Genomic DNA, 16,431 nt, shown 5'->3' on the forward strand with positions numbered 1-16,431 from the left:
ATTTCTCATCCTTTCCTTTTTTTATTTTTTGACCAATAGAAATATGAGTTTATTCTTTTAATTACTATTTTTACGAGAACAGGGGAATGGCTTTATTCCCCTATTACTTTTATTTAATTTTTTTGGATTATGTTTTAACTATGCTTCTGTAGTTTCTTCAACAACTTCTTCTACTACTTCCTCAACGATTTCTTCGTTTGCAGGAACTTCTACTTCTGCTCCTTCAACAACGTTTTCAATTCCACCGTTTCCTTCGATTGCTGCATTTGCAATAACTTGTGCAAATAATTTTACTGATCTTATAGCATCATCATTTGCTGGGATTTTGTAAGTTACTAAATCAGGATCTACGTTTGTATCGATTAATGCGATTACAGGGATTCCCAATTTTTTAGCTTCTTCTAATGCCAAAAATTCTTTTTTGATGTCAACTACAAACAATGCAGCTGGCAATGTGTTCATTTCTTTGATTCCACCAATATTTTTAGAAAGTTTTGCCATTTCTTTTCTTAATAATCCTGCTTCTTTTTTAGTGTATGCTTCATCTAAAGTTCCATCTGCATCCATTTCTTCAAGTTCTTTCAATCTTTTTACTCTTGTTTTTATTGTGTCCAAGTTAGTTAAAAGTCCACCTAGCCATCTGTGGTTTACATAGAATCCTCCAGCTCTTTCTGCTTCTTCTTTAATAGCTTCTTGAGCTTGTTTTTTAGTTCCTACGAATAATACTTTTCCACCTTCTTCTGAAATTTGTCTTACAAATTCGTAAGCTGCTTCAGTTGCTCCTAAAGTTTGGTGTAAATCCAAAATGTGGATTCCATTTCTTTCTGTAAAAATATAGGGTTTCATTTTAGGGTTCCATCTTTTTGCTTGATGTCCAAAATGTGCTCCTACTTCTAATAATTGTTTCATTGTAATTACTGCCATTACGTTTTTCCTCCTAATTTTTTTTGGTTTTTCTCCCACTTTTCTTTAAAAGACAGATTGTAATTTTTGTTTTTTATCTTTTTTATTTTTTGTAAATAAAAATTTTTTAAAAAATAAACTATAAAATTGCAACACCCTATCTCTAAACAGTACAAAGTGTGATTAATCGTTGTATTTTAACATTTTTTTATAACTTTTGTCAATACTCTAAAAATTTTCTGGCAGAGTAAAAAATATAGGGGCAAATAAATTTAATTAAATTTCAAATTAACAAAAAAGAGGAAACCAGTTACAATATAATCCCTAAATCCTATCGAAAGGTGGTTCCCTCTATGATTAGAATATCAAATTTTTCTTCACTTGTAAAGACTTTTTTTAAAAATATTTTTTCTTTCAGACTTCCGTTTGAGCAGCAGTTTAAGCTGTTTGTCTCGAAGGCCTTTGAAACGCTGTTTAGAGTTTATGTCAAAAGAGTTGATGATTACTTCTTTCATTCTAACGAAAGAAAAAATAAGTTTAAAAGCAAAGGATTTGTTAAAAGAACTGTTACCACTGCCTTCGGGGATGTAACTTTTGAACGTCGAAAATATGTAGACAAGAAAACAGGCATTCACTATTACATTGATGAGAAAATTGGACTTAAGCGGTATAGACGGCTTTCTGAGGAGATGATTTTTACTATACTTTTTGAATATCAGCATACTACAGCTTCATTTCTTGCAAAAACTTACGGTGTTTCAAGGGCTACCGTGTATAATCTTGTCAATTCTTTTCAAATGCCAAAACTTGATATTGAAAGATTTGAAAGAGACAACAATTCGCCAGTATATATGGAGATTGATGAAGACCATATGAAGTGTAGAAGAAGTAAAAATACATATATGAGGATGGTTGTAATACATCGTGGAATTGAGGAAATCTGCACAGACAGGAACAAACTCATTGACAAGCACACAATAATGTTTCCTACATCCGTATCGCTTGAGGAAGTGTCGGAGTATGTACTTAACTATCTTGAAAAAAGATACAATATGGACAAAAAGAAACTAATTGTGAACTCTGATGGAGGAATATGGATAGACAGCTTTGTAAGAGAACTTGGAATTTACAAGCCAATACACATCTATGACAAGTTCCATTTAGTAAAAGCCATAGCTGAAATTTCTAAAAGGGACAAGGAAATATCAAAAAATCTTTACAGGTGGTTTGAGAAAGATAACTTTGCAGAACTTGAGAATTTTTATGAAAATTTCAAGGAAAAGGAGAATGTAAGCCAGAGAAGAAAAGACCAGATGAAGATGCTGTTTAATCAGTATGAGAAGATAAGAAGAATATATACGGAGGAGGACTACATAGGCTCAAGGACGGAAGCCCTAGTATCCCACGAATGCTCAAGATTTCTATCAAGCAGGCCAAAAGCATTTTCAAGAAGAAAGATAAAAGCAAGAGCGTTATACCACACTTTCTTTGCAAACTATGGAAAAGATAGGGAAAAGGCGTATGAATTGTACTTTAGCGGCAAAAGAATGGGTTCACTAGAAAAGGTAATAGAGATGGAATGCTTGCCAGAAATTGTTAATGAAACAGGAAAAAGCACAAATATGCCATATTTGAGAGGAGGAGAATGTCCGATTAGGGAAGTTTTGAAAGAAATATCACAAAGTAAAATATTTTAAAAAAAGCAGTCAAAAAAGATTTGTTGTGGTATTTAATGACTGCCCCTATATTTTTTACTCTGTCAAAATTTTCTATCAATTTTACCTGATCATCTAACAAAACTGTACGCATTTTTTCATTTCTTTCCTGCTTTAATTCTTGATATTTTGCAATAAAATTCTCTTCTGACAATCTTTGATCCTTTAATTTACCGACTTCTCGTTTAAAATCCCGCTCATATTTCAAAATACGTGCTTTTTGCTCATTTGACAAATCCATACTGTCAATAAAGTTTTTAACTTTATCATTTTTTTCGTTAAACAAATTCTTTTGGGAATTTATGTAGGAATTATAAGCTTCCAGCTGTTCATTTGACAAAACTCTTGCAATTGCTCTGTATCTGTCTTCTTCTATTTTACCAATTTTAGCTTTTTTCCCATCAAACTGGACTAAATCCTTTTCTACTCCCTCAGCTTTTTTCTGATATTCATCAAATATTTTTGACAATTTTTTTTGCTGATTTTTAGTTGCATTTACGATTTTAAACAAATCATCTTTAGAAATTTTTACTGTATAAATTTTTTGATAATAATCCTCATAGGAATAAGACAAAACACTTATTCCAAACACCAATACTGATAAAAGTGCTATTTTTTTTACTTTATTCATTCTCATCCTTTCACAAATTCCTTTAGTTTTAATTATTTGAATTATTATAATTAGGCGCTTCCTTCGTAATTATAACATCATGCGGGTGACTTTCCTTCAGTCCTGCTCCTGTTATTTTTACAAATTTTCCATTTTCTTTTAAATCTTCAATTGTAGCTGTTCCACAGTATCCCATTCCAGAACGAAGTCCACCGCAAATTTGATAAACTGTATCTTTTAATGCACCTTTATAAGGAACCATTGATTCGATTCCTTCTGGAACTAATTTTTCTGTTGCCGCTTCAAGCTGAAAATATCTGTCGCTGCTTCCTCTCTTCATAGCCGCAAGTGAACCCATCCCTGCATAAGTCTTAAATTTTCTTCCATTATACAAAATTTCTTCTCCTGGTGCTTCATCAGTTCCCGCAAGCATTCCTCCAAGCATAACACAGTCTGCTCCAGCTGCGATAGCTTTTACAACATCTCCAGATAATTTTATTCCACCATCGGCAATAAGTCCGATTCCTTTGTCTTTACAAACTTCTGCAATATTCATTACAGCCGAAATTTGTGGAACTCCAACTCCTGACACAACTCTAGTTGTACAGATTGACCCTGGTCCAACTCCTACTTTCACTGCATTTACTCCTGCTTCTATCAAATCAAGCGCTGCTTCTGGAGTTACAATATTTCCTCCGATAATGTCCAAATCAGGAAAAGCTGATCTGATTTCTTTTATTTTATTAATAACTCCTATTGAATGTCCATGTGCTGAATCAACAGCAATAATATCAACCCCAGCTTCTACTAAAGCTGCAACTCTTCTCACTGTATCAGTTCCAACTCCAACTCCTGCCCCAACTCTAAGTCTACCTTGCTCATCTTTTGCAGCATTAGGATAATTTATAACATTGTCAATATCTTTAATTGTAATTAATCCTTTTAATTTTGTACCTTCAACGATTGGCAATTTTTCAATTCTATTTTCTAAAAGAATTGATTTGGCACCTTCAAGAGTCGTCCCAACAGGTGCAGTTACCAAGTTATCTTTAGTCATAATATCTACAACTTTTAATGATAAATCTTCTCTATATTTCAAGTCACGGTTGGTAATAATTCCTTTTAAATTACCGTCATTATCAACCACAGGAAGTCCCGAAACTTTATAATTTTTCATCAAGTCATTTGCATCTTTTAAAATAGCATCTTCCTTCAATGTAATTGGATTTGTAATCATACCGCTTTCATATCTTTTTACCTTCGACACTTCTTCAGCCTGTCTTTCAATCGTCATGTTTTTATGAATGAAGCCTATTCCACCTTCTCTTGCAAGTGCAATTGCAAGTTTTGATTCTGTAACAGTATCCATTGCTGCACTTAATATTGGAATATTTAACACCAATTTTTTAGTTAAATTAGTTTTTAAAGAGACTTCATGTGGTACTACACTTGATGCTTGTGGGATTAATAACACATCATCAAAAGTTAATCCTTCAGAAATTACAATTTTATCTTTTTGACTCATTTTAAATATCCTCCTCGTTTTATTTTTAATTTCCAAATTTGCAAATTTAGTAAATCAAGAGAAAATTTTATGAAACTAGACTCTTCTGTATTACTTTTCTTGCCTTATTTTAAATTATATCATTTTATCACAAAACAAGATATAATTTCAATACTTTTTTTAAAAGATTTTTTTACAATTTTTCCAAACTTAAACTAAGTTTAATCATAATGTAATCTTTTATTTCCTACATATTGGGAGTTTCTGGTAATACCTGCCCACCATCTACAATTATTGTTTGACCTGTAATAAAACCAGCTTCTCGACTGGCCAAGAAAACTGCTGTGTATCCAATATCTTCAGGTTTTCCCAAAGTATATACTGGTATTATCTCCTTCATTTTTTTCATATATTCCTCTCCAGCCTCTATCAATCCATCTGTTAATATATTTCCTGGCTGAATAGCATTAACTGTAATTCCATATTTTGCATATTCCAATGCTGCACTTCGCATAAATCCCAACTGTCCAGCTTTACTAGCACCATAATGTGCCCATCCATAAAATCCTGTAATAGGCCCTGTAATCGAAGAAGTCAGTATTACTCGCCCATAGCTTTGTTTTTTCATATATTTTAGTACTGCCTGTGACACAAAAAAAGTTCCCTTTACATTTATATCTTGAACTTTATCCCAATCTTTTTCTGTCATATTTTCAATGCTTACTTGTGGAAAAATTCCCGCATTTGAACATAGGATGCTTAATTTGCCATATTTTTCGTAAATACTTTGAACAACATACTGAACTTGTTCTTTATCTGTAACATCAAGATAATAAAATTCGCCATCCAGTTCACTTGCTGTTTCCTTACCTTTTTCTTTATCGATATCTCCTATAATGATTTTTGCTCTAGCTTGTTTCAATGCTTTTGCAATACCTTTTCCTATACCTTTTGCTCCGCCCGTGACAAGAGCAACTTCTCCAGCCAAATCAAACATTTCAATCAACATCCTTCCATGTTATATTTTTATTTTATATGTTTCATTTTTAAATTTAATCTGCTTTTAAAGGACTAAATTTTATAGTTTTATCGCCTGCTTTTCCACTTTTTATTTTATTATTTGCCTTCACAAGCTCTTCTGCCAATCTTAGTGCATTTAATTTTGAAATATATTCCTTATATTTTTCCTTATTCTTATTTTTTATCTCTTCTGTAAAATCAGCAAGCATACTGTAAATTTGAAATCTCAAATCATTATCATGTTGAGCCATAAAAATATATGCTTCTTTAGAATATTCAAATGCTTCATCATACTTTTTCATTTGAATATAATTTAAAAATACAAGATACTGAGCATCCGCCTTATATCTGTATTTTGCTGATTCTGTAACATAAGAATAATCCAGTTTCTTCATTTTATCATATTTATCTATCGCCAATTTTGCATATTTTATTGAATTTGAATAATTTTCATTTTGAAAATCTATTGCAGCTATCGAATAATATCCTTCTGGAAACTCTGGAAACAATGTTATCATTTTCTTAGCAAGCTCCACTTGCTCTTTTTCCATCCCTGCCTGTCCATATTTTGCTACAAGATTAGTATAAGCCATCGGATTTTTAGGATTTGCCTTAATCGCATCCTTATAATATTCCATCGCAACTTTGATATTATCCGCCTCTTGCCCTAAATAATAATATGGCAGATAATTTTTTTTATCTTCCTCTATAGCTTGCAGAAATAATTTTCTTCTTTTTTCATAGTCACTTTCTTCTTCTATTGCCTTAAATGTTGTTTCAATAGATTTTTTATTGATTCCGAGCTCAGTCAATTCCTTCATAGTTAAATCTATAACCTCTTTTTTCTCTTTTTTTTCCAAATCTATCTCTTCAAATCTTTTTCTATCATTTTCACTAATTTCCTTGATCGTATCTTTTATAGTCATTTCACCAATGTTTTTGCCATCTTTATTTTCACTTTTTAAAGTGCTACTCCTCTGAACGCTCACTTTTGCGGAAAATCCATAGATGTTACATAAAATAAAACTCACCAATAAAATTTTTTTCATTCTCAATCACTCCTTCTATTAACTTAGTTCCAAAATTTTCTCCTGTGCAATTTTACCCATATAAAGTTTATTCCCTTTTTCAGCCACTTCTTTATATAACTCTTTTGCTTTTTCAAAATTTCCAATTTCTTCATATGTTTTAGCTAAATTGAACTTTATTATTGGCAACGTTAATCTAGTTATTTTTATTTTATTTAAATACTTTAACGCTTTTCCATACTTAAATTTATAAACTAATATAAAAATTATTTCATACAGATAAGTTTTTAATGCCGCCTTTCGCATTTTCTTACTCTCCTTCGGCATTCAATCTTACAATCTCTATAATTACATCAGTTGCTAGAATCATACTCTCAAGTGCCACAAATTCATATTTCCCATGAAAATTTTCTCCACCTGCAAAAATATTTGGTGTTGGAAGTCCCATGAATGAGATTTTTGAGCCGTCTGTTCCTCCACGGATTGGCTTGATTATTGGTTCTATTTCAAGGTTTTCCATTGCTTTTTTGGCTATTTCTACGATTTCCATGTGATCTTTTATAATTTCTCCCATATTGTAGTATTGGTCTTTTATTTCAACTGTTACTAATTCCTTTTTGTATTTTTCATTAATTTTTTTTGCAACATTTTCAGCAAATTTCTTTTTTTCTTCAAACTTCTGTCTGTCGTGGTCTCTTAAAATATATGATAATTCAGCATCCTCACAATTAGCACAAATTTTTTCAAGAAAATAAAACCCTTCGTATCCTTCTGTTTTTTCAGGCACTTCATCTGCTGGGAAACTGTTTATAATTTCTGCAGCTATTAAACTTGCATTTATCATTTTTCCTTTGGCTGTTCCTGGATGAACACTTTTTCCTTTTATTTTAAATACAGCTCCAGCCGCATTAAAACTCTCATATTCAAGCTCTCCAACAGGCCCGCCATCCATTGTATAGGCAAAATCTGCTCCAAATTCATCTACATTAAAGTTATCTGCTCCACGCCCAATTTCCTCATCAGGCCCAAACGCCACTTTTACCCTTCCATGCTTGATTTCTGGATGGTTAATCAAATATTTCATAGCCTCTATAATTTCCACAACTCCAGCCTTGTCGTCAGCCCCTAAAAGAGTTGTTCCATCAGTAGTAATTACAGTTTTTCCAACATATTCCTTTAAATTAGGAAATTCGTCCACAGAAAGCACAATATTTTGCTCCCTATTCAAAACAATATCTTTCCCATCATAGTTTTCCACAATCTGTGGATTTACATTAACTGCATTAAAATCAGCCGTATCCATATGTGCAATAAATCCAATAGTTTTCACATCTTTATCAACATTGCTTTTCAAAGTTGCATTAACAAAGCAATTTTCATTCACATATACATCTTCCATTCCTATTTCTTCCAACTCTTTTACAAGCATTTTGGCAAACTCAAGCTGTGTTGGTGTGGATGGGATGCTCTCACTTTTCTCATCGGACCTAGTCTCAATTTTAACATATTTCAAAAATCTCTCTTTAAGCGTTTCATATTTGTTTAAATCCATTTACTTTCCCTACTTTCTTTATATTTTTTTACTTATAATTTATTTTACAATTTTTTAGAGTTTTTTTCAATGTTAATAATAAATTTCTTCATAAATAAAGCTATAAAATCTTTCTTTTTAGTAATACAAACTAAATTTTTTACTAATTTTTACAAAAAATATGTTGTGAGATAATACATATGTGACAAAAATATACAAAAAAAAGAAAGGTTTCTGATATAATGTAAATCTACCAAACCACATTAAGGAGAAACCTTTCATATGAGTAGTATATCAGAAATATACCGTGTTCGTCAACGGGCAATTGAGTATGCAATAAAACATAATTGTATAGATGTCAAACATTTGTTACAAAAATATATTAAAAAAAATTAAGAAAGGGTATTGACTTTTTTAAAAAATAGGTTATATTAGTAGTAAGATATATATAGGAACGTTCTCACATACTTAAATTAATTAGATTATACCGATAATATGCTATAAAAGAGGCTATTTAAAGAGAACGCTCTCATAAACAGAAGGAGGGAAGTATGATTCTTAAAAAAGAAAGGGAACAGGTAATCGGGAGCGTTTCTATAAGTAGATGACAAGATTATGATTCTTGAAAAAGAAGTAAAACAGGGAACTGGGAACGCTCCTATGAATAAAAGAAGGAGATTATGATTCGTGGAAAAGAGCAAAATAATTAACTGGGAACGCTCCCACAATTAAAAGGAGGAAATTATGATTCTTGAAAAAGAAAGAGAGCAGGTAATTGAATATTCTCTTAAATTATTATCAGAAGGACTTACAAACGGAACAGCTGGTAATGTAAGTATTTTTAACAGAGAAGAAGGGTTGGTTGCAATAAGCCCAACTGGAGTAAACTATTCAGAATTAACTCCAGAAATGATTTCAATAGTTGATTTGGAAGGAAAACTTATCGAAGGATTGAAACCCTCAAGTGAATTGGAAATGCACATGATTTTATACAGAAATCGTGAAGATGTAAATGCTGTTATACATACCCACCCAGTGTACACTACAGTATTAGCATGCTTGAGAGAAGATTTACCAGCAATTGATTATATGATTGCTGTTACAGGAGCAACAAAAGTAAAATGTGCTGAATATGCTTCGTATGGAACAAAGGAACTAGCTGAAAATGCATATAAAGCAATGGGAAGCAGTCTTGCAGTAATACTCGCAAACCATGGATTGACAACAGCTGGAAAGGATATAGCAAATGCTTTCAATATAACAGTTCAGGTAGAGTATATCTCTAATTTGTATATAAAGGCGAGAAATATAGGAGAACCTATTATATTACCTGACAACGAAATGAACAGCATGCTTGAGAGATTTAAAACATACGGACAAATAAAATCTATAAAGTAGGTGATTGCATTGGGAAAAAAAGCAGTTCTGGCATTTGATTACGGAGCTTCGTCAGGAAGATTGGTTTTGGGTATTTTAAATGAGGATACTAAGAAAATAGAATTGAAGGAAATGCACAGATTTAAAAATTGCTCTGTTAAATTAAATCAATATGAATATTGGGATTTCCCTTATTTATATAATGAATTAAAAGAAGGGCTAAAAAAAGTATTTTCGAAGGAAAGTATTGTTACTAGTGAAAATATTGAGGTTCTGGGATTAGGTGTAGATACTTGGGGAGTAGATTACGGATGGATTGATGAAAGAGGAGAACTATTGTCGCTTCCTATATGCTATAGAGATACGAGAACGGAAGAAGTTTTTGAAGAAGTTCACGATAAAGTTTCTCTTGAAGAAATATTTAATGAAACAGGAGTTCAGTTTTATTCTTTTAATTCCGTTTATCAAATATTTTATGATATACATAAAAGAAAAGTTCTTGAAAAAGGAGCAAAACAGCTTCAATTTATGCCAAATTTATTTGCATATTTTCTTACAGGAAAAAAATCATGGGAATATACAATCAGTTCCACTAGCGGAATGGTAAATATTGATAATAAGAAATGGAGCAAAAAAATATTTGAAAAGTTGGATATTCCTAAAAGCATTGTTGGAGATATAGAACATGGAGGTCAAGTCCTTGCACCATTGAAAGAAACTATTCAGAAGGAACTGGGAATAAAACCTTTGAATGTAATCTTGACTGCATCTCATGACTCAGCGGCGGCAATAGCAGGAGCACCGTTAGTAGAAAATTCTTTATATGTAATAAACGGAACATGGTCAATAATTGGCTTTGAATCAGATGTTCCCGTTGTAAATGAAGAAGCTTTTAAAAATAATATTGTAAATGAAGGCGGAATAGAAAAAAAAGCAAGAGTGCTCAAAATGATACCAGGTTTGTGGATACTGCAGCAGCTGAAAAAAATATTTAATGAAAAAAATCTTGATATAGATTATTCAGATTTTGGAAATATGGCTAAGAAATCAAACTTGATTTCATTTGTCGATTTAGAAAATGAAAGATTTTTACACGCTGAAAAGATGGACATGGAAATAAAAGCATATTGCAGGGAAACTGGGCAAGAAGTTCCAAAAACAGATGAGGATTTACTAAGAGTAGCATACAACAGCTTAAAGAAACAGTACAATAAGAGTATAAAGGAACTAGAAAAACTGGTTGGAAATGAATTCACTTCAATTATAGCAATTGGAGGAGGAATACAGGATAAATTCCTATGTCAGGAAATTTCAGATGAAACAGATAGAGTAATTAAGGCAGGGCCAATAGAAGCATCAGCGTTTGGAAATATAATAACACAGTTTATTGCTCTTGGACTTGTTAAAAATTTAGAAGAAGGAAGAGAAATTGTAAAAAATTCTGTAGAAATAATAGAATATAAATCTAAAAGAAAGGAGGAAAAATAAATGGCTGAAAAAATACTGGAAATGAAAAATATAGTAAAAACTTTTCCAGGAGTAAAAGCTCTGGATCATGCTTACATTGATTTGTATGCTGGAGAAGTAAATGCTTTTCTAGGAGAAAACGGTGCTGGAAAATCAACATTAATGAAGGTTCTTACCGGAGTATATCAAAAGGATGAAGGTGAGATAATTTACAATGGAAAAAGTGTAAATTTTAAAAATCCTAAAGAAGCACAGGAAAATGGAATAAGTATAATTTATCAGGAATTTAACCTGCTACCTCATCTTTCAGTTGCAGACAACATATTTATTACAAGAGAATTCCAAGGGATGAAGGGGATTGTAAATGAAAGCAAACAAAATGAAGAAGCTCAAAAAATTCTGAATCAACTAGGATTAAAAATATCACCTGAGGAAAAGGTAATGAATTTAAGTGTAGCTGAACAGCAAATGGTGGAAATAGCAAAAGCGCTTTCAACAAATGCAAAAATATTGATTATGGATGAACCAACTGCAGCTCTTACAGACAGGGAAATTGAAAAACTTTTTGAAGTCATTGAAAACCTTAAAAAGAATGGTGTAGGTATAATTTATATTTCACATAGAATGGAAGAACTTAAAATAATTGCAGATAGAGCAACAGTAATGAGAGATGGTAAATATATAGATACTGTAAATTATAGGGACACAACAAATGATGATTTAATAAAGCTGATGGTAGGTAGAGATATAACCGATCAATATCCAGCAAGAAATGTTGAAATTGGTGACGCTTTACTAGAAGTTGAAGATTTATCTTATAAAAAACACGTAAAAGCAATAAACTTTTCAGTAAAAAAAGGAGAAATCTTAGGTGTTGCAGGATTAATGGGATCTGGAAGAACAGAAATGGCAAAAGTTATTTTTGGAGCTTATGAAAAATCAGGTGGAAAAGTCTTCATGGAGGGGAAAGAGGTACATATAAAAAATCCTAAGGAAGCAATAAAATTAGGTATCGCATACTTAACAGAAGATAGAAAAAAAGATGGACTTTTTCTTAATTTGTCAATAGAAGACAATATTATGATTGCTAATTTAAATTTAGTATCAGATAAATCAGTATTAAATAAAGGTAAATCTGAAAATATAACAAAGAAATACATAGAAAAAATGAAAATAAAAACTCCATCAAAAGAACAGCTTACAAAAAATCTGAGTGGAGGAAATCAACAGAAGGTTATATTGGCAAGATGGCTTTGTCAAAATAAGAAAATAGTAATATTTGATGAGCCTACTAGAGGAATAGATGTAGGAGCAAAAAGAGAAGTTTACAATCTTATGAATGAACTGGTCGAAACAGGAGCAGGGATTATAATGATTTCATCTGAATTACCTGAAATACTTGGAATGAGTGACAGAGTAATGATTATGCATGAAGGGAAAATAGGTAATATAATAGATATAAAAGATGCAACAGAAGAAAGAATACTATATTTTGCGACAGGAGGAATAAATAAATATGAAAAAGAATAAAATAATGCAACAATTAGTTACATTTGCCAGTTTAATAATTATGATAATATTTTTCTCAATAACATCCAGTCAGTTCTTTTCAATAACAAATTTTATGACAATAGCTTTACAGACAGCTATCATTGGAATTATAGCTATAGGAATGACATTTGTAATAATAACAGGAGGTATTGATTTATCAGTAGGTTCTATTGTAGCATTTTCAGGAGTTATAATGGGATTAGCAATGAAAGCTGGAATTCCAACAATACTAGCAATAATTTTGGGACTGATAAGTGGTGTAGCATGTGGAATAATAAACGGACTATTAGTATCTAAAGCTAATTTACCTCCATTTATAACTACCTTGGGGTTAATGATGATTGCTAGAGGGCTTGTATTGGCGATAACAAACGGAATCCCAGTTTCAGGATTAAACGATGGTTTTGATAAATTATCAGGTGGAACAGTATTAGGTATTCCAAATCCAGTAATTTATCTAATTATAATAACAGCAATATTTTCTTTTGTACTTAAAAAAACAGTCATTGGAAAATATACTTATGCAGTTGGAAGTAACGAAGCCGCTTCAAAACTTTCAGGAGTAAATGTAGATAAAGTAAAATTATTTGTATATGGATTAAGTGGTTTTCTATGTGCTATTTCAGGAATCCTTCTTGCATCAAGACTAATTTCAGCACAACCTACTGAAGGAACAGGATATGAAATGGATGCCGTTGCTGCAGTAGTAATCGGTGGTGCAAGCCTTATGGGAGGTTCAGGATCAATTTTAGGAACAATACTAGGAGCCTTTATAATGAGTACATTGAAAAATGGGCTTAATATGCTTAATGTATCAGGATTCTGGCAACAATTTGCCATAGGAGTAGTAGTGCTTGTGGCAGTATATATAGATAGTTTAAAAAATAAAAAATAAAAAAATAAATTTAATTTAAAGGAGAGATTTCTTATGAAAAAGTTATTATTATTTTTGGTAGTGTTTGCAGCAATTCTTAGCTGTGGAAAAAGTGAAGACAAAAAAGATGCTGGAGCAGGACAAGCAGCAAGTTCTGGAGACAAAATTAAAATTGAATTGGTAAGTAAAGGTTACCAGCATGAATTTTGGAGATCAGTAGAAGCAGGAGCTAAAAAAGCTGGAGAAGAATTAGGAGTAGAAGTAAACTTTATTGGGCCTGAAAAAGAAACTGAAATTGGTAAACAAGTAGGTATGGTTGAAAACGCAATTAACAAAAAAGTATCTGCATTAGGAATTGCAGCTCTTGACCCAGACGCATTGGCAGTAGTAGCGAAAAAAGCTATGGATGCAAAAATACCAGTTGTAACATTTGATTCAAATGTAAAAGATGATATTACATCAAGTTTCATTGCAACAGATAATAAAGCTGCAGGAGCAATGGCTGGAGAACAACTAGCAAAACTTATAAACGGAAAAGGTAAAGTGGCAGTAGTTTCTCATAATCCTGGAACAACAACAGCTATAGAAAGAGAAGCTGGATTTAGGGAAGCATTGGCAAAATATCCAGATATTAAGATATTAAATACACAATTTAGTGATGGAGATAAATCAAAAGCATTGGCAATAACTCTTGACATTATCAATGCAAATCCAGATATTGCAGGAATTTATGGAACAAACGAACCTTCTATTTTTGGTGTTGCTAAAGGAGTAGAAGAAAAAGGGTTAACTGGTAAAGTAGCTCTAGTAGGAATAGATTCATCTGAAGATTTAGCTAAATTCCTTGAAAAAGGTGTTATTTCAGGATTAGTTATACAAGATCCTTATAACATGGGATATCAAACAGTACAACAATTATATAAACTTTCAAAAGGTGAAAAAGTTGAAAAAAGAATAGATACAGGAGCAATTCTTGTAACTAAAGAAAATATAAACAATCCAGATATTACTAAAAAGATGTTTCCTTTCGGAAGAAAATAAATAAAGATTTAAGGAGTGAGACTAATGAACAGATTAAGAGGAGAACTTCCTAAAGTAGGAATTCGACCTGTTATTGATGGAAGAAGAAACGGAGTTAGAGAGTCTTTAGAAGAAAAAACAATGGGAATGGCAAAAAAACTTGCAGAGTTAATTTCTTCCACATTAAAACATCCTAGTGGAGAACCAGTAGAGTGCGTGATTTCTGATACAACAATTGGAGGATTTTCTGAAGCGGCAAAATGTAATCAAAAATTTAAAGATCAAAATGTAGGTTTGTCAATAACTGTAACACCTTGCTGGTGCTATGGAAGTGAAACAATTGATATGACACCTGACATTCCAAAAGCAATCTGGGGATTTAATGGAACAGAAAGACCAGGAGCAGTTTATCTTGCAGCGGCATTGGCAGGACATGCACAACTAGGATTTCCTGCATTCGGAATTTATGGACATGATGTACAGGATTTATCTGATGATTCCATTCCTGACGATGTAAAAGAAAAATTGCTGAAATTCACAAAAGCTGGATTGGCTGTTGCAACAATGAAGGATAAATCTTACTTATCTGTAGGTGGAGTTTCCATGGGTATAGCAGGATCTATGGTCAATAACGAATTCCTTCTAGATTATTTGGGAATTCGTCCTGAATTCAAAGATATGAGTGAAATTACTAGAAGAATACAAAATGAGATTTACGATAAGGAAGAATATGAAAAAGCTTTGAAATGGGTTAAAGAACATTGTAAAGAAGGATTAGATATAAATAAAGTTTCTAGAACAGAGGAAGTAAAAAATAAAGAATGGGAAACAGTTGTGAAAATGACTCTTATAATAAGAGACATGATGATTGGAAATCCTAAATTGGCTGAAATGGGATTTGTTGAAGAATCTGAAGGAAATAATGCAATAGTATCAGGTTTCCAAGGACAAAGACAATGGACAGATTTTATGCCTAATGGTGACTTTTCTGAGGCTATATTAAATTCATCTTTTGACTGGAATGGAATAAGACAAGCTTTTACAGTTGCAACTGAAAATGATGCTTTAAACGGAATATCAATGCTATTTGGACATCTTTTGACTGGAACTGCACAAATATTTGCAGATGTTAGAACTTACTGGAGTCCAGAAGCTGTAGAAAGAGTTACAGGTAAAAAATTGACAGGAAAAGCTGAAAATGGAATAATTCACTTAATTAACTCAGGATCAGCCACGTTAGATGCAACTGGAGATCAAATAAGAGATGGTAAACGAGTTATGAAACCATACTGGGAAGTTACAGAAGAAGAAGTGAACAATGCCTTAAAATCTACAAGCTGGCCTGCAGCAGATTATGATTATTTCAGAGGTGGAGGATTCTCTTCATGCTTCCTTACAAAAGGAGAAATGCCTGTTACAATGTGCAGAATAAATCTTGTTAAAGGGCAAGGGCCTGTACTTCAAATTGCTGAAGGATATGCAATTGATATAGATAAAGACATTCATGAGTCACTTGACAGTAGAACAAATCCAACTTGGCCTACAACTTGGTTTGCACCTATACTTACTGGTAAAGGAGCATTTAAAGATGTTTATTCTGTAATGAATAACTGGGGAGCAAATCATGGAGCAATATCTTATGGACATATAGGTGATGAACTTATAACATTAGCATCTATGCTTAGAATTCCAGTATGTATGCACAATGTAAATCCTGACAGAATATTCCGTCCTAAAGTTTGGGCAAGTTTTGGAGACATGAATGAAGAAGGTGCTGATTACAGAGCATGTGAAAATTTTGGACCAATTTATAAAAAAATAGGTAAATAGA

Annotated in this window: 14 protein-coding genes; 7 read left to right on the plus strand and 7 right to left on the minus strand. The window is 32.1% G+C overall.

Going from position 1 to position 16,431, the window contains the following annotated elements; genetic code table 11:
- Positions 1-138: 138 nt before the first annotated feature.
- Positions 139-924, minus strand: a complete 786-nt coding sequence (gene rpsB / locus ACZ5B9_RS09600; RefSeq protein ID WP_455035764.1) for a 30S ribosomal protein S2 — start codon at positions 922-924, stop codon at positions 139-141.
- A 332-nt stretch (positions 925-1,256) separates the two neighbouring features.
- On the opposite strand from rpsB, the gene ACZ5B9_RS09605 reads away from it, so the two are divergent.
- The gene (locus ACZ5B9_RS09605; RefSeq protein ID WP_464422392.1) at positions 1,257-2,600 is read left to right on the plus strand and encodes an ISLre2 family transposase; all 1,344 of its coding nucleotides are present in this window, start codon (positions 1,257-1,259) and stop codon (positions 2,598-2,600) included.
- Here ACZ5B9_RS09605 and ACZ5B9_RS09610 read toward each other — a convergent pair.
- The 6 genes from ACZ5B9_RS09610 to pepT form a co-directional block, all read right to left on the minus strand.
- A complete protein-coding gene (locus ACZ5B9_RS09610; protein WP_464422402.1) occupies positions 2,557-3,249 on the minus strand; it encodes a viral A-type inclusion protein in 693 nt (230 codons plus the stop codon). The genes ACZ5B9_RS09605 and ACZ5B9_RS09610 overlap by 44 nt on opposite strands.
- Before the next feature lie 28 nt (positions 3,250-3,277).
- Positions 3,278-4,753 (minus strand): IMP dehydrogenase, encoded by a 1,476-nt coding sequence (gene guaB, locus ACZ5B9_RS09615; RefSeq protein ID WP_314291585.1) that lies wholly within the window; start codon positions 4,751-4,753, stop codon positions 3,278-3,280.
- Between the two features lie 226 nt (positions 4,754-4,979).
- A complete protein-coding gene (fabG, locus tag ACZ5B9_RS09620; RefSeq protein ID WP_464422403.1) occupies positions 4,980-5,729 on the minus strand; it encodes a 3-oxoacyl-ACP reductase FabG in 750 nt (249 codons plus the stop codon).
- Between the two features lie 55 nt (positions 5,730-5,784).
- A complete protein-coding gene (locus tag ACZ5B9_RS09625; protein WP_464422405.1) occupies positions 5,785-6,801 on the minus strand; it encodes a tetratricopeptide repeat protein in 1,017 nt (338 codons plus the stop codon).
- Positions 6,802-6,819: 18 nt separating this feature from the next.
- The gene (locus ACZ5B9_RS09630; RefSeq protein WP_464422406.1) at positions 6,820-7,086 is read right to left on the minus strand and encodes a FimV/HubP family polar landmark protein; all 267 of its coding nucleotides are present in this window, start codon (positions 7,084-7,086) and stop codon (positions 6,820-6,822) included.
- Positions 7,087-7,090: 4 nt separating this feature from the next.
- On the minus strand, positions 7,091-8,332 hold the full coding sequence (pepT, locus tag ACZ5B9_RS09635; protein WP_464422407.1) for a peptidase T: 1,242 nt from the start codon (positions 8,330-8,332) through the stop codon (positions 7,091-7,093).
- A 723-nt stretch (positions 8,333-9,055) separates the two neighbouring features.
- Between pepT and ACZ5B9_RS09640 the strand changes: the two genes are divergently transcribed.
- From ACZ5B9_RS09640 to ACZ5B9_RS09665, 6 genes are read left to right on the plus strand one after another with little or no spacing between them, the layout of a single operon-like run.
- The gene (locus tag ACZ5B9_RS09640; RefSeq protein ID WP_464422408.1) at positions 9,056-9,709 is read left to right on the plus strand and encodes an L-fuculose-phosphate aldolase; all 654 of its coding nucleotides are present in this window, start codon (positions 9,056-9,058) and stop codon (positions 9,707-9,709) included.
- Between the two features lie 9 nt (positions 9,710-9,718).
- Positions 9,719-11,176, plus strand: coding sequence for a rhamnulokinase (locus ACZ5B9_RS09645; RefSeq protein ID WP_464422409.1), 1,458 nt, complete (start codon positions 9,719-9,721; stop codon positions 11,174-11,176).
- The gene (locus ACZ5B9_RS09650; RefSeq protein WP_464422410.1) at positions 11,177-12,685 is read left to right on the plus strand and encodes a sugar ABC transporter ATP-binding protein; all 1,509 of its coding nucleotides are present in this window, start codon (positions 11,177-11,179) and stop codon (positions 12,683-12,685) included.
- Positions 12,672-13,601, plus strand: a complete 930-nt coding sequence (locus ACZ5B9_RS09655) for an ABC transporter permease (RefSeq protein WP_464422411.1) — start codon at positions 12,672-12,674, stop codon at positions 13,599-13,601. The genes ACZ5B9_RS09650 and ACZ5B9_RS09655 overlap by 14 nt, the downstream gene beginning before the upstream one ends.
- A gap of 33 nt (positions 13,602-13,634) precedes the next feature.
- Positions 13,635-14,621, plus strand: a complete 987-nt coding sequence (locus ACZ5B9_RS09660; RefSeq protein ID WP_464422412.1) for a substrate-binding domain-containing protein — start codon at positions 13,635-13,637, stop codon at positions 14,619-14,621.
- 24 nt (positions 14,622-14,645) lie between these two features.
- Positions 14,646-16,430 carry an L-fucose isomerase gene (locus ACZ5B9_RS09665; protein WP_315287680.1) on the plus strand — a complete coding sequence of 595 codons (1,785 nt, stop codon included), beginning with the start codon at positions 14,646-14,648 and terminating at the stop codon, positions 16,428-16,430.
- Position 16,431 lies beyond the last annotated feature (1 nt).

This window comes from Leptotrichia sp. SK-5, assembly GCF_055387215.1.

Excerpts from the sequence above, each read along its gene's own strand:
- ACZ5B9_RS09625 (WP_464422405.1), bottom strand. The coding sequence starts at position 6,801 with ATGAAAAAAATTTTATTGGTGAGTTTTATTTTATGTAACATCTATGGA.
- ACZ5B9_RS09665 (WP_315287680.1), top strand. The coding sequence starts at position 14,646 with ATGAACAGATTAAGAGGAGAACTTCCTAAAGTAGGAATTCGACCTGTT.
- ACZ5B9_RS09655 (WP_464422411.1), top strand. The coding sequence starts at position 12,672 with ATGAAAAAGAATAAAATAATGCAACAATTAGTTACATTTGCCAGTTTA.
- rpsB (WP_455035764.1), bottom strand. The coding sequence starts at position 924 with ATGGCAGTAATTACAATGAAACAATTATTAGAAGTAGGAGCACATTTT.
- ACZ5B9_RS09605 (WP_464422392.1), top strand. The coding sequence starts at position 1,257 with ATGATTAGAATATCAAATTTTTCTTCACTTGTAAAGACTTTTTTTAAA.
- ACZ5B9_RS09630 (WP_464422406.1), bottom strand. The coding sequence starts at position 7,086 with ATGCGAAAGGCGGCATTAAAAACTTATCTGTATGAAATAATTTTTATA.
- ACZ5B9_RS09650 (WP_464422410.1), top strand. The coding sequence starts at position 11,177 with ATGGCTGAAAAAATACTGGAAATGAAAAATATAGTAAAAACTTTTCCA.
- ACZ5B9_RS09610 (WP_464422402.1), bottom strand. The coding sequence starts at position 3,249 with ATGAATAAAGTAAAAAAAATAGCACTTTTATCAGTATTGGTGTTTGGA.
- ACZ5B9_RS09640 (WP_464422408.1), top strand. The coding sequence starts at position 9,056 with ATGATTCTTGAAAAAGAAAGAGAGCAGGTAATTGAATATTCTCTTAAA.
- pepT (WP_464422407.1), bottom strand. The coding sequence starts at position 8,332 with ATGGATTTAAACAAATATGAAACGCTTAAAGAGAGATTTTTGAAATAT.
- ACZ5B9_RS09660 (WP_464422412.1), top strand. The coding sequence starts at position 13,635 with ATGAAAAAGTTATTATTATTTTTGGTAGTGTTTGCAGCAATTCTTAGC.
- fabG (WP_464422403.1), bottom strand. The coding sequence starts at position 5,729 with ATGTTTGATTTGGCTGGAGAAGTTGCTCTTGTCACGGGCGGAGCAAAA.
- guaB (WP_314291585.1), bottom strand. The coding sequence starts at position 4,753 with ATGAGTCAAAAAGATAAAATTGTAATTTCTGAAGGATTAACTTTTGAT.